At 59.5% G+C, this 13,115-nt stretch carries 14 protein-coding genes; 3 read left to right on the forward strand and 11 right to left on the reverse strand.

The genetic code is table 11. From position 1 onward, the window contains the following. The first annotated feature begins 1 nt into the window (after window position 1). The 3 genes from exbD to CFBP4996_RS13765 all read left to right on the forward strand — a co-directional run bounded on the left by exbD (window position 2) and on the right by CFBP4996_RS13765 (window position 2,538). Window positions 2–478 carry a TonB system transport protein ExbD gene (exbD, locus tag CFBP4996_RS13755; protein WP_059759025.1) on the forward strand — a complete coding sequence of 159 codons (477 nt, stop codon included), beginning with the start codon at window positions 2–4 and terminating at the stop codon, window positions 476–478. Then, the gene (locus CFBP4996_RS13760; protein ID WP_080852852.1) at window positions 475–1,398 is read left to right on the forward strand and encodes an energy transducer TonB family protein; all 924 of its coding nucleotides are present in this window, start codon (window positions 475–477) and stop codon (window positions 1,396–1,398) included. The genes exbD and CFBP4996_RS13760 overlap by 4 nt, the downstream gene beginning before the upstream one ends. 150 nt (window positions 1,399–1,548) lie before the next feature. Continuing rightward, window positions 1,549–2,538 (forward strand): Ldh family oxidoreductase, encoded by a 990-nt coding sequence (locus CFBP4996_RS13765; protein WP_080852851.1) that lies wholly within the window; start codon window positions 1,549–1,551, stop codon window positions 2,536–2,538. Between the two features lie 219 nt (window positions 2,539–2,757). On the opposite strand, the gene CFBP4996_RS13770 is transcribed toward CFBP4996_RS13765, so the two are convergent. The 11 genes from CFBP4996_RS13770 to phnL form a co-directional block, all read right to left on the reverse strand. Further along, window positions 2,758–3,003: a helix-turn-helix domain-containing protein gene (locus CFBP4996_RS13770; protein WP_059759034.1), complete on the reverse strand. Its 246-nt coding sequence runs from the start codon at window positions 3,001–3,003 to the stop codon at window positions 2,758–2,760. A gap of 464 nt (window positions 3,004–3,467) precedes the next feature. Beyond that, window positions 3,468–4,508, reverse strand: coding sequence for an AraC family transcriptional regulator (locus CFBP4996_RS13775; protein ID WP_080852850.1), 1,041 nt, complete (start codon window positions 4,506–4,508; stop codon window positions 3,468–3,470). Window positions 4,509–4,595: 87 nt separating this feature from the next. After that, complete coding sequence (gene phnN / locus CFBP4996_RS13780) at window positions 4,596–5,195, reverse strand: phosphonate metabolism protein/1,5-bisphosphokinase (PRPP-forming) PhnN (protein WP_162935948.1); 600 nt, start codon at window positions 5,193–5,195, stop codon at window positions 4,596–4,598. Beyond that, a complete protein-coding gene (locus CFBP4996_RS13785) occupies window positions 5,192–6,328 on the reverse strand; it encodes an alpha-D-ribose 1-methylphosphonate 5-triphosphate diphosphatase (RefSeq protein WP_020809169.1) in 1,137 nt (378 codons plus the stop codon). The genes phnN and CFBP4996_RS13785 overlap by 4 nt, the downstream gene beginning before the upstream one ends. Further along, a complete protein-coding gene (locus CFBP4996_RS13790) occupies window positions 6,325–7,023 on the reverse strand; it encodes a DUF1045 domain-containing protein (RefSeq protein WP_170988555.1) in 699 nt (232 codons plus the stop codon). The genes CFBP4996_RS13785 and CFBP4996_RS13790 overlap by 4 nt, the downstream gene beginning before the upstream one ends. Window positions 7,024–7,295: 272 nt before the next feature. Beyond that, window positions 7,296–8,645: a phosphonate ABC transporter, permease protein PhnE gene (gene phnE, locus CFBP4996_RS13795; protein WP_080852849.1), complete on the reverse strand. Its 1,350-nt coding sequence runs from the start codon at window positions 8,643–8,645 to the stop codon at window positions 7,296–7,298. Further along, a complete protein-coding gene (phnE, locus tag CFBP4996_RS13800; RefSeq protein WP_080852848.1) occupies window positions 8,645–9,631 on the reverse strand; it encodes a phosphonate ABC transporter, permease protein PhnE in 987 nt (328 codons plus the stop codon). Before phnE (CFBP4996_RS13800) ends, phnE (CFBP4996_RS13795) begins: the two co-directional genes overlap by 1 nt. Window positions 9,632–9,701: 70 nt before the next feature. Next, window positions 9,702–10,607: a phosphonate ABC transporter substrate-binding protein gene (gene phnD / locus CFBP4996_RS13805; protein ID WP_080852847.1), complete on the reverse strand. Its 906-nt coding sequence runs from the start codon at window positions 10,605–10,607 to the stop codon at window positions 9,702–9,704. 85 nt (window positions 10,608–10,692) lie between these two features. Then, on the reverse strand, window positions 10,693–11,553 hold the full coding sequence (gene phnC, locus CFBP4996_RS13810) for a phosphonate ABC transporter ATP-binding protein (protein WP_035264410.1): 861 nt from the start codon (window positions 11,551–11,553) through the stop codon (window positions 10,693–10,695). Between the two features lie 236 nt (window positions 11,554–11,789). Beyond that, a complete protein-coding gene (locus CFBP4996_RS13815) occupies window positions 11,790–12,407 on the reverse strand; it encodes a transferase hexapeptide repeat family protein (protein WP_080852846.1) in 618 nt (205 codons plus the stop codon). Then, window positions 12,404–13,111, reverse strand: a complete 708-nt coding sequence (gene phnL, locus CFBP4996_RS13820; RefSeq protein ID WP_080852845.1) for a phosphonate C-P lyase system protein PhnL — start codon at window positions 13,109–13,111, stop codon at window positions 12,404–12,406. The genes CFBP4996_RS13815 and phnL overlap by 4 nt, the downstream gene beginning before the upstream one ends. Between the last annotated feature and the right edge of the window lie 4 nt (window positions 13,112–13,115).

Here is a 13,115-nt window from a genome sequence, read left to right on the forward strand (position 1 = left end):
CATGGCTGGCGGTATTCGCGAAAATAGCGGAGACGACCTCTCCGAAAACCACGAGATCAATGTCACGCCCTTCATCGACGTGATGCTGGTTCTGCTCATCATCTTCATGGTGGCGGCACCGCTCGCCACCGTCGATGTGAATGTCGATCTGCCCGCATCCACCGCAAAGCCGGCGGAACGCCCGGAGGAGCCGCTTTATCTGACGGTCAAGGACGACCTCTCGCTCAATCTCGGTAATGATGCGGTTGCCCGCGAAGCACTGGCGGCCGCCATCGACCGGCAGACGGGCGGCAAGAAGGATACGCGCATTTTCCTGCGCGCCGACAAGGCCGTCGACTACGGCCACTTCATGGAAATCATGAACCTGCTGAGAGATGCCGGTTATCTGAAGATCGCCCTCGTAGGGCTGGAAAACGCGGCTGCCGTAGCGCAGCCCGCTGCCGCTGGCCAACCTGCAGCGCCGGGAACCGCGCCATGACTGAAAACGGCTACCCGCAGGCCCGGCATTCCCGTATCGGGGAAGTGACGCTGTGGTCGGCCGCGGCGCTGCTCATGCTGGGCGTTCACGCCGGTTTTGCCTATTATCTGATGCAGGAGCCCGAGGAACTGGATGCCGGCGGGCCGCCGCCTGCTGCAATCATGATCGAAATGGCGGCGATACCGGAGGCCGTCAAGACTGAAGAAACGACGCCTGCGCAGGATGTCGAGGACGCCGAAGAGGTGAAGAGCGACAGCAGCGAACCGGTGGAGGAAGCCGCCCCGGAAGAGCCGCCGCCACCGGAGCCGGTTGCGGAAACGCCGCCGCCAGAGCCGGTGCAGCCGCCCGAACCGCCGGTCGAGGAGATCGTCGAACCGCAGGAAATTCCCGAACCCGTGGAGCCGATCGATCCGGTTCAGGAGCAGATGATGGCGGAACTCGAAAATGTCGAGGTTCCTCTGCCCGTCATGCGTCCTCCGCCGCCGCCCGTCGAAAAGAAGGTGGAAAAGAAAGAGCCGGAAGAGAAAAAGAAGGTCGAGCGCCAGCGTCCCAAACCGCAGCAGGCATCGGAATTGCGCGAAACGGCGAAGGCTGAAGCCCAGCAGTCCGACCGGACAGCGGCATCGCGCAGCAATGCCGGCTCCTTCTCGTCCTCGTCCATGTCAAATGCCGATTGGGGTGCGAAAGTGCGCTCGGCGATGCAGCGGCGACTGGTCCGCTCGGCTGGAAAATCGGGGATGACCATTACGGTTTCATTCAAGATAGACAGCGGTGGTTCCGTCGGCGGTGCGAGGATTATTTCATCCACCGGTGACTCGGCGATGGATCAGAAGCTTCTGGCCGTCATACAAAGAGCGTCCGTCTCGCCGCCGCCGCCAGGCGCAAATACGAGTTTTACCCTGCCGATTCTTTTCAAGTAGGGTGAAACAGCCCGACCGCATAAGGGCATCCCGACTCTGGAGAGGATGGGATGCCCGGTTTATTTTCCATGTTGATTTGCAGCGACCGTATACCGCAAAGTAGGACCAATCCGTCCCATCGCATGCAAGCCAACAGGAATCACGAAAATCATGAAATTCTCAATCGCAGAGGCAGAGGATCTCGTATCCTCTATCTTTGAGCGCAATGGCGTTCTGCCGCAAAACGCCCGTTCGGTGGCAAAGGCGCTCGTCGCCTCCGAGGCGGCCGGCCAAGGCGGTCACGGTTTTCGCCGCATCCCCGTTTATGTCCGGCAGGCGCGGGTTGGAAAGGTCGATGGCAAGGCGCGTCCGGTGGCGACCCGCGTGAAGCCGGGCGTGCTCTCGGTCGACGCCAATCACGGCTATGCCTATCCGGCGATCGATTGCGTCCTTGAGGAATTGCCGGACATGGTCCGGCAGCAGGGCATTGCGCTTGCCGCGATCCACCGCTCTCATCATGCGGGTGTCATGGCCCTGACCGTCGAACGCCTCGCCGAAATGGGTTTTGTCGCGCTCATGTTCGCCAACGCCCCGGCATCCATGGCGCCCTGGGGCGGCAGCAAACCGCTCTATGGAACCAATCCGATCGCTTTCGCCACTCCCGTCGGCGGCGCCGATCCGCTGGTCATCGATCTCGCGCTCTCCAAGGTCGCGCGCGGAAAGATCATGGCGGCCCGCCAGAAGGGTGAAACAATCCCCGGCGACTGGGCGCTCGACCGAAATGGTCGGCCGACGACCGATCCCGAAGAGGCCATAGAGGGAACCATGGTGCCCGCAGGCGAGGCCAAGGGTGCCGCGCTGGCGTTGATGGTGGAGATCATGGCCGCTGCGATTACCGGCGGAAACTTCGCATTCGAGGCTTCTTCCCTTCTCGACGACAAGGGAGCGCCACCCTCTCTCGGCCATACGATCATCGCCATAGACCCGGTATCCTCAGGCGGTACGGCCTTTACCGAGCGGCTGGCGCTCATCGCCGGCGAGATAGAAAAGCAGGAAAATGTGCGTCTGCCCGGCCGCCGCAGCCAGGGGATTCGCAAACAGGCGCTGGAAAGCGGCATCGTGATTGAAAGCGATATTCTGGCCGAAATTCAATCGCTCTGACCTGATAATAAAAACCCGGCGGGTCGAATATGACCCGCCGGGCAAACCGTAAATGGCTGCTTTGCATTTGCGTCAATAGGGCCGGACATCATGTCCAGCCCGCTTTGGTCCGCCATCCTGCCATTGATATGGAAGGATTTTGACGCAGAAAGCCGCTCATTCGGTTTTCAGCTTACGGGAGGGGACGTTTCGCGTAAGCTTGGATGATCAGGTTGGCGATTATGCGTCCTGCTCGATCAGGCCGCGCAGCAGGGCGATGCTGACGGCATTCAGCAGATTGGCCGCACCCAGTCTGTGGCGCACCCTTTCCAGAGTGTCCTTCACGTCCGCTTCGTCCGCGCCGGTTATCAAGGCGATGTGGGACGGATGCTTGCCCCGCGCGACCAGCCCCAGATAATGCCGCTCACGCTCCGAAAGGATGATTTCACGCGTCTGGCGATGTTCATGCGGCGTATTTGAAGACATTTTCTTTCAGCCTTAAAAGAGATTGGCCTTCCCGGGGCACGATCAGTCAATGATTCATTCCCCGAAACCAGCTCGTTTACCGCTCTGTCTATACGCGAACAGAAACGCTAATTTCGCCAATAGGTTTCATCGGGCATCGGTAATTACGCAATAAAGGGCCGCTTTCGCAGCCAGCCGATCCCGGCGCGGACGCTCTATTCTGTGCATTGAAAGGAACTGCGACATCGATATCGCCAGAGACCACAATTGGTCTGGCGTGAAATGCAGCTTCAAGGCTCTGGAATGTTTTCGTCACACCCGAAGGATATGCGGCGCTCTAATAGGCGATGTGCCTCACCGATAGAATAACATCTCGCGCCAAGTTTTTCGTTTTATTGTTATGTTTCGGCACATATTGCGATGAGCGCTGACATATTTCTCAAATTTAATGCGTCATTTCGAAATATTGATGCCGTCAACATGTATCATCCGGCGGAATGATGCGCGTGTTTCTTGCGAATATCGGTCGGTGTTGCGCCGAACCAGCGGGAGACGGAACGCGAAAACGCACCGGGTGTCGAATAGCCAAGCCTGTAACTGATGTCGGATACCGGAAGATCGCTTTCCACGAGGAGTTTGAAACCGGCATTTTTGCGAATGGCATCCTTTATCTCGTTGAGATTGGTGCCGAGCTCTGCGAGCCGCCGTTGAAAACTCCGTTCCGACAGGTTGAAATAGGGAGCGATCTCGCCGAGCGAAAGCTCGGCATCCGAGAGCCGCATCTGCATGTACCGCTTCACCTGGTCAATGAAATGGGTCGCGTCCGCCGATGTTTCCGGTCGCAACATGCGGCATTGCAGGTTCATCAGCTCGAACAGCCGCTCATCCGCATTCGGATTGACCACATCGAGAAGCGATACCGGAAGACGCATGGTATGGATCGGCTGGGAAAAACTGACGCGCCTGGTCATTCTTTCTTTAAATAGCTGAATATTATTCGGTTTCGGCCGCTCCAGACCGATCTCGATCTGGTTGATACGATCTCCGAGAATATCACGGAGACGTTGTACCAGGACGGCGAGCGACAAATCCACATACTGATCGCGTTTGGCGATAACCGGCGCGAAGGACCATGACAGGGTTACCTGCGTGGCATCCGTTACCATGGTGAAATTGCTGTTGTTGGTCGCGTAATAGACATGGTCCTGAAGAAAACGCAGGAACGCCCGTACCGTCGGTGCGCTGATCAGCCCATATCCGAACGCGCCGGATGCACCCGCTGGAAAGGTGGAGGCGCATTGTAGACCGAAGGCGTCGTCGCCGGAAATCAGTGCGCAGGTTTCGAGCAGGCGGGAAAATCTATCGAGGCTGATACGTTCCGTCAGGCTGCTGAATATGGCTGGATCAATGTCCAGAGCCTTGCAGATCGGCGCGATATCGATGCCCCGGGACCGGGCATAATTGCTGACGCCGGCAGCCAGACCGGCCACCACACTTATCTCGTCGCTGACCCTTTTCTCGGGCATCCCTCGCCTTGGCGTACCATGTTTGGAAATTGTCGCCTGATGGTAAGCCTTGAGAGAGCGTTTGTCGAGCAGCCCGGCTCCGGGATTTTAAGTGCGGTCGGTGTCTGCGCTTTGCTCCAGCACCTGCATGATGGCTTGGCCGGCATCTTCGATAGCGCCGCTATTATCGACGGTCGTAACGTCGAAATCTCCAGCGACCGTCAACGAGCTGCGTTCCAGCCGCCGGAGAATATCGTCCCGGCTCTCCCGCCCGCGCTGCTCCAGCCGCCTTGCCAGCACATCCGGCCGCGCAACGATGTTCACGACCTTAAGACGGGAAAAGGCGGTGCCGAAATGCGGCAGGGCGGAACGCGAACCGTTGGCGATGACCACGTCTCCCGCATTGAGATGATGATAGACAGCGGCCGGGATGCCATATTTCAGCCCATGCGCCTGCCAGGACACCGCGAAGGCGCCCTCATCTTCCAGCCGGTTGAACTCGTGCATCGAAACGGCATCGTGGTTTTCACCCCCCGCATCGCCGCTGCGGGTAATGACGCGGCGGGTGAAGTGAAAGCCCGGCCGCCCACACAGTCGCGCTGCGGCATAGTCCATCAGCGTGTCCTTGCCGGCCCCGCTCGGGCCGACAATTACGATCATCGTGCCGGGCGATGCCGCGCGCCGGCTATCCTGCCCATCGTCGGTCATGCCACGCGCTTGCCCTGACGCCAGACGGAACGGGCGACCGGCACACCATCCTCGCGGTGAACCCGGACCAGGTCGGCCCGCAATCCCGTCGCGATACGACCGCGATCGAGAAGGCCGACGGTGCGCGCCGGCGTGGCGGTGACCATGCGCAGCGCCTCCGGCAGGCTGATGGCTTCTACCTGATCGGCGAGCAGGAATGGCGCGAAGAGCAGGCTGAAGGGCACGTAGTCGGAAGAAAGAACATCCAGCACGCCGATCTCGGCAAGATCGCGGGCGGCGATGTTGCCGGAATGGGACTTGCCGCGAACGATGTTCGGCGCGCCCATCAGCACGCTCATGCCGGCGCTGTGCGAGGCTTTTGCGGCCTCGACGCTGGTGGGGAATTCCGCCAGCTTCACGCCGTGGCCGATAGCCTCGCCGACATGCGCTTCGGTGGCGTCGTCATGGCTTGCGACCGTAATGCCGCGCTCGGCGCAGCGGGCGGCCAGATAATCGCGGTGCTTGGCGGAATATTCCGCCGACGCCGCCTGCCGACGCCGCACGAACTCGGCGAAAGCCTCGTCGCTCAGCCCACGCTTCTTCTGGTAGTAGAAGATATATTGATCCATCGACTGGAACTGGCGCTGCCCCGGGGAGTGGTCCATCAGGGAAATCAGCCGCACGCGCGGATCGGTTTCGAAGTCTTCGAAATGTTCCAGCACATCCGAGGAGGCGACTTCACAGCGCAGATGCAGCAGGTGATCCGAACGAAGGCGGTTCTGATCCGCCGCGGCCTCGATGGCGTCAGCCATTTCGCGCATTTCACCCTTCTTGAAGCCGCCGTCTTCATCCGAACCGAGCCGGAGGCAGTCGAATACGGTGGTGATGCCGGAGGCGGCCACCTGGGCGTCATGGGCCTGAATGGCGGCGATCTTGTCCCAGATCACGCCGGGGCGCGGCGAATAATGCTGCTCAAGATGGTCGGTATGCAGTTCCACCAGACCCGGGATCAAATAATCACCTTCGAGATCTTCGCCGGTTTTGGAAGCACCTTCGCTGATATCGGCGATCTTGCCGTCACGGATAAGGACGGAGCCCAGAATAATATCGTCTTCCAGAACGATACGGGCATTGGAAAGGGCGTGCTCGGTCATGGGTTCGCATCTTTCTTTGGTGGCTGGCCAAGGGGGTGCCAGCTATGAACGGTAAAGGGCGCGCCGCGCGTTTCTTCAATGAACAAGGCGAGGCCGGAAATGCTGAGAGGCCGATCGGTGAATTCGGAAAACCGCACCGAAAGCACCTCGTGCATGGCGGGCTGCTCGCTCTCGTCGATGCGGCCGGTCAGCGTCATGTGAAAACGGAAATCATCCATGACATGCGGGTAACCCCAGAGCGACAGATTTTGCCGCTGGCTCTCCGTCAGCATCTGTGGCCGCCGACGGGCAATATCGGTCTCTGACAGGGGCGCGCGAAACCGGTCGAAATGATCGACGATCTCGGCGGCAAAATCCTGCAGCGGTTGATAGGTGCGGTCCGGGACCAGTGCAAAAAACGGCCCGAGTGCACCGACGACGACGCGCGGAATTTCGAAGGTGGACTGGCTGGCCGCGAAATCTTCGAAGGCCGTGAGTAGCTCCGCCTCGCTGTATTTTTCGGCAAGTTCGAAAGGAGCCTTCAGGGTCGCGTGGAAACCGTAACGGCGTGGCTCCTCCGTCATGTCGGCATAGTCGTCGTGGTCGTCATGCAGCGTGCCGGAAAATGCGTCGCGGCCGAGCCAGCGCGACGCTGCCTCAGTCAGCGGGTGATCTTTAGCCGGAGAAAAATAGATGGCATAGCGCACGGCAAGCACTCTTCAGTGTCATGGGAGACCAGGGATGAGAAGCTATTTGGCGTGACTCGCCGGCTTCCCGCAAGGTCAGGAGTGCGAGGTAATTGGTTTCCGTGACAGAATGATGATGCCGAAGGAAAAAAGCGCATTGGAAATGCGGCAAGCTTCCGAATGTGCTGAAGACACAGGCGGAGATGATGATGGGATACGGCCGGCATAAATCGGGACTGCGCGAGTGTCCGGCTGGATATGACGAACATCGTTACGACGTTCGCCATTCCATCCCTTCAGGCCTAGTGTTGTGTTTTGCCGATCAGGCGTGAACGCAGCGAATTGGAGATGTGGTCGAACAGGAAAACGACGAAGAGGATGAGCAGGACCATATAGGCGACCTTGTCCCAGTCGGCATTGGTGCCCATCGCTTCCAGTAGTTTCAGACCGATGCCGCCGGCGCCCACCGCGCCGATGATGGTGGCGGAGCGGGTGTTGCTTTCCCAGAAATAGAGCGACTGCGAAATGAAGACCGGCAGGACCTGCGGCAGCACACCGAAGCGGTTGACCGCAATTGGGGAAGCGCCGACCGATTTGACGCCCTCGCGCTGCTTGTCGTCGACATTTTCCAGCGCCTCGGCATAGACCTTGCCGAGCGCTCCGGTGTCGGTGAAGAAGATCGCGGCAATGCCGGGGATCGGTCCGGGGCCGAAGCTGCGGGTGAAGAACAGCGCCCAGATCAGCATGTCGATGGAACGCAGGAAGTCGAACAGCCGCTTCATGCCCCAATTTGCGGCCCTGTTGGCGGTGATGTTGCGCGCGGCGATGAAGGCGAGCGGCAGGGCGACGAGCGTGCCGAACAGCGTGCCCACAAAGGCCATGACCAGCGTCTGCATCAGCTTGGAAAGAATATCGGCATGTTGCCAAACGCTGTTGTCGAGGAAATCATCCACCATATGGCCGATATTGGAGCGCTCGGGATCGAGCCTTTCTCCCCACAGCGCGAGAGCGGCGAGTTCGCCAAAGCCCTTGCCCCAGAATTCCGATTTGGTGTCGAACAGGAAATTCGCCCATCCAAGGAAACGGCGCTGTACATAGACCTGGCTGGTGCGGATTTCCGCCTGTCCGGCAAAACCAAAATGCACGAGAACCTTGTTGCCGTCCTGCTGGATTTCCTGCGGCCCATCGTCGGATGCCCGAGCCTGTTCTCCATTGATGATGACGGGATAATTCTTGCCGTCGACATAGACGTCCACCCGGGTCGGGGTCACGTCGAGGCGGTTTTCCATGCCCGCATAAACGACGCTGTAGCCACCGCCCGGCAGGGGCTGCAGCCAGTCGATCTTTGCATCGACCGGATATTGCCCGCGGCTGGACCATTGCGGCTCCACCTTGCCGTCTTCGAAACGCAGGCGCGGCTGGGCGCGCCAGGAATACCAGTCCTGAATATAGCTGGAGGCACGATCCCACCGGCCCTGCATGAAGGCCGGACCGACATTGAAGAAGAAAAAGCAGCCGATGAGATAAACGGTAACAGTGAGAAGGCCGAAGAGCAGGCCATATCGCTGCATGAAACCGCGATTGAACACTTGCGGATGCGCGGCCATCAGCCTCTCGCGGTCGGCGGTGTTGAGAATGAAGCTGGACGACATCAGGCCGCTCCCCGTCCGAATTCGAAGGATTGATGGCCGATCAGCCTGCGGCGCAGCCAGCTGGAAAACTGGTCGACGGCGATGATGGTGATCAGCAGCAGGATGATGATGGCATAGGTCTTGGAGGCGTGGTCGTTGCCGATCGACAGGCGGAAGACCTCGCCGATGCCGCCGCCGCCCACGGCACCGATGATGGTGGAGGCGCGCACGTTGATTTCGGCGCGCAGCAGCGCGTAAGAGACGAAATTGGGCAGAACCTGCGGCACGATGGCGAAACGCACCCGCTCCAGCCAGTTGGCGCCCGCGGCGCGCAGGCCTTCATCGGGCTTCATGTCGGCATTTTCCACCACTTCGAAGAACAGCTTGCCCAGAGCGCCGATCGTGTGGACCGAAATCGCGATGATCGCCGCTATCGGACCGATCGACAGGATGGCGGTGAGTAGCCCGGCGACGACGATTTCGGGGAAAGCGCGCAGCACTTCCATCACCCGGCGCACCACCCAGCGCACGAGGCCGGCGCCGACAAGGTTGGTGGAGGCGAAGAAGCACAGCACGAACGCAAAACCCGTGCCGATGATTGTCGAGACCAGCGCAATATTGAGCGTGATGATCAGCTGATAGATGAAGTGCGGTATGTAGAAGCCGTCGGTGATGTAAACGCGGTCCGCGACATAATTGTATTTCAGCGAGCCATCTGCATAGGGCGACGGCAGGTCGAACATCGCGCGGAAGATTTCCAGCGGACTATCGGGCACGAAGGTTTTCATGAAGTCGAAAAAGTAGGGTAGACGCTCGAAGAACTTGCCAGAATTGGCCGCATTGGCGAAATTCAGCGAGGCGGCGAGGATGGCGAGAAAGATCACGAGCGAAATGACGGTATAGATTCGCCGTGTCGCAAGCTGCTGTTGATAGTGACGCATGACTGTCTTGGACGATGCGCTCAATCCCTCAGGCGAGAGGGTACCATGGTGCAGTGTGGTCGCCATGCCGCTTTTCCTTTATTGGCAAAAGCGGCGCTGCCGCAAGGCACCGCCGCTTCCGAATATGATCTGAGGATCAGCCGCCGATAACGGACTTACGGGCGTCGATGATCGTCTGGTAGAAGGACGGATCGACCTTGATGTAGGCGGTGTTCTTGCCCTGGGTGAAGCCCTGGAAGCAGGCGAGGTCCTTCTTCGGCAGTTCCATGAAGAAGTCTTCGACCTTCTGCTTCATCGCGTCGCCGAGCTTGTTCGTAACCATCAGCGGACCGTTCGGGATCAGCGGCGACTTCCAGACTTCGACGATATCGTCCATGTCGAGGTTGCCCTTCTTGACCATCTGGTAGAGGTTGCCGGCGGTGTAGCCTTCTTCCCATTTGCCGACGCCCGAACCGAAGGTCGTGCCGACATCGAACTTCTTGTCGAGAACGGCGAGAACGAGGTTCTCATGGCCGCCGCCGAAACCGGTTTCGGAGAAGTATTCCTTGACCGGAACGCCGGTTTCCTTCGGGATCGCCACGTTCGGAACGAGGAAGCCGGAGGTGGAGTCAGGATCGGCGAAGCCGATCTTCTTGCCCTTGGCATCCTTCAGCGTCTTGATACCGCTGTCCTTGCGGGCAACCATGATGGTGTAATAACCGGTCGAACCGTCAGCGCCGGCGGTGGTCAGGATTGGATCGACGGCCTTCGGATCGGCCAGAGCGATCTTGGCGTAGGAGGACGCGCCCATGGAAGCGATGTCGATGGTGCCGCCGAGAAGACCCTGGATGACGCCGTTATAGTCCGGCGACGGGAAAACCTGAACTTCGGCAACGCCGGTCGCGGCCTTCAGGCCATCGGCAACGCACTTGGTGTTGCGGATCTGGTCGGCTTCGTTTTCAGAGCCGTCGAGACCGATGCGCAGAACCTTGACGTCCTGAGCCATGGCGGAACCGGCCAGAACGCCAAGCGCGACTGCCGAAAGAAGGACTTTCTTCAACATGGACTTTCTCCTGTTTCCCGGCGAGCCGGAGTTTGTTGTGAAATATCGGCCCTTGACGCGGGCGCAAACGATGCTGAGCGGTTCCTCAGAGCCCGGCGAGAGCGAGCGGTTCGGGGCCGGCAGATTGCTGAACCGGACGCGCGGGAAGCTGCGCACCGGGAATATTGATGCTGGTCGAGGTCATGGTCTCGTCGATGCCGGACCCTTGAGAATCGGTTCCGTAAATCTCCGTGACGGCCGCAGCCGTCAGCTCAGTAGGGGTTCCGTCGAAGACGACGCGGCCCTGAGACATGCCGATGATGCGTTCGCAATAATTGCGCGCCGTATCCAGCGTATGCAGGTTGGTAATAACCGTAATGCCTTCGCGTTCGTTGATGTCGCGCAGCGCGTCCATCACGATCTTGGCGTTCAGCGGGTCGAGGGAAGCGATCGGCTCATCGGCCAGAACCATCTTCGGAGACTGCATCAGGGCGCGGGCTATGGCGACGCGCTGTTGCTGACCGCCGGAAAGCGTGCCGGCAGCCTGCATGGCCACATGCTCGATGCCGAGCCTTTCCAGGGCGGCGATGGCCATCAGGCGCTCGTCATTGGTGAAGATGTTGAACAGGCTGAGCGCCGTCGAGCGGTGGTTGAGGCGGCCGAGCATGACATTGGTGAGCACATCGAGGCGCGGCACCAGATTGAACTGCTGGAAAATCATGGCGCAGTCGCGCTGCCAGCTGCGAAGCGCTGCGCCCTTCAGCGCCGAAACTTCCGTGTCGTTGAAATGGATGGAACCCGAGGACGGATCGACGAGGCGGTTGATCATGCGCAGCAGCGTCGATTTTCCCGCACCCGAGCGTCCGATAACGCCAACCATCTGGCCCTGCGGAATTTCGACATTCACGGAATCGACCGCAGTGTGGTTGCCAAAGCGGCGCGTGACTTGCTTCAGGTGAAAGCTCATTTCCCCGTCCAATCTTCTTTTTGACGGGGTTCGGCGTAACAGCGGTGCGTGAAGTGTGGATGTCAGTTTGATGAATAAAATATTACAGATTTCATGGATCTCGCATCCGCCTGTTCGCCGACAAAGCTTTCGGGAGGAATCTTGGACCGTTCAAATCCGCGTGTCTTTTTTGATCGCATAAATAAAAATCCCGGGGTTTTGCCCCGGGATTTGCAGGTGTTCGGCAGAGGGAGATTTCATCCGCCATATTTCGCGACGAAATCCTCGGCGTCCAGATTGCGGAAATCGTCGAGAGCGATGCGCAATGTAGCGTGGTCCCAATCCCACCACTTCAGATTATCCATTTGCCGGCCCAGTTCCGCCGGGAAGCGTTCCCGGATCAGCCGGGCGGGCACGCCGCCGACGATGGTATAGGGCGCGACGTCTTTTGAGACGACTGCACCCGCCCCGATCACCGCACCGTTTCCCACCGTGACACCGGGCAGGATCGTCGCACCATGGCCGATCCACACATCGTGGCCGATGACGACGCGTTTGGCGCGGCGGGCAGCAAAGAAGTCCGTCTCGTCCTCCGCATCGTCCCAATAGTTGTGGGCACGATAGGTGAAGTGATGCAGCGTCGCCCGCTGCATCGGGTGATTGGTGGCGTTGATGCGGACGGAGGCGGCGATGTTGACGAATTTGCCGATGGTGGCGCACCAGATCGCGCCATCCTGCATGACATAGGAGTAGTCGTCCATCTCGACCTCCTCTATGCGGCAGCGTTCCGAAATTTCGGTATAGCGGCCGATCGCGGAGTTGCTGACACGGGCGCTTTCGTGGACGACGGGTTCCGGACCCACCTTGACGCTCATGCCGCTGCCTTTCTGGGAGAAAACTGTGAGACGTCCAGAATGCGGTCGGCCACGGCTTCCCGCACCTCCTCGTCATGGAAAATGCCGAGCAGTGCCGTGCCCTTCTGTTTTTTCTCGACGATCATATCGACGACGACACGCCGGTTGAGGGCGTCCAGCGAGGCTGTCGGCTCGTCCAGAAGCAGGATCGCATGGTTGGTGATGAAACCGCGCGCGATATTCACGCGCTGCTGTTCGCCGCCCGAAAAGGTTGCCGGCGGCAGTGACCATAGTTCCCGTGGCAGGTTGAGCTTCGAAAGCAGCATGGCTGCGTGTTCACGGGCTTCATCGGCGGCAACCTTGCGCGCCAGAAGCGGTTCGGCGACGACATCTATGGCAGCGACACGCGGCACGGTTCGCAGGAACTGGCTGACATAACCGATGGTGCGGTGACGGATATCGAGGATCGTGCGCGGCGAGGCGTTGCCGATATCGATGACCTGGCCCTCATGACGAACGAGAATCTGCCCGCTGTCGATGGCGTAGTTGCCATAGAGCATTTTCAGGATCGAGCTTTTGCCGATGCCGGAGGGACCGCCCAGTACGACACATTCGCCGCCGCAAACGGAGAAATTGACATCGCGCACAACGGGCAATTCGATACCGTCGCGAAGATGCATGGTGAAGCTTTTGAAGACTTCCGAAACGATAAGAGGCGTCGGCATGGCG

This window comes from Agrobacterium leguminum, assembly GCF_005144435.2.
Taxonomy (GTDB): domain Bacteria; phylum Pseudomonadota; class Alphaproteobacteria; order Rhizobiales; family Rhizobiaceae; genus Agrobacterium; species Agrobacterium leguminum.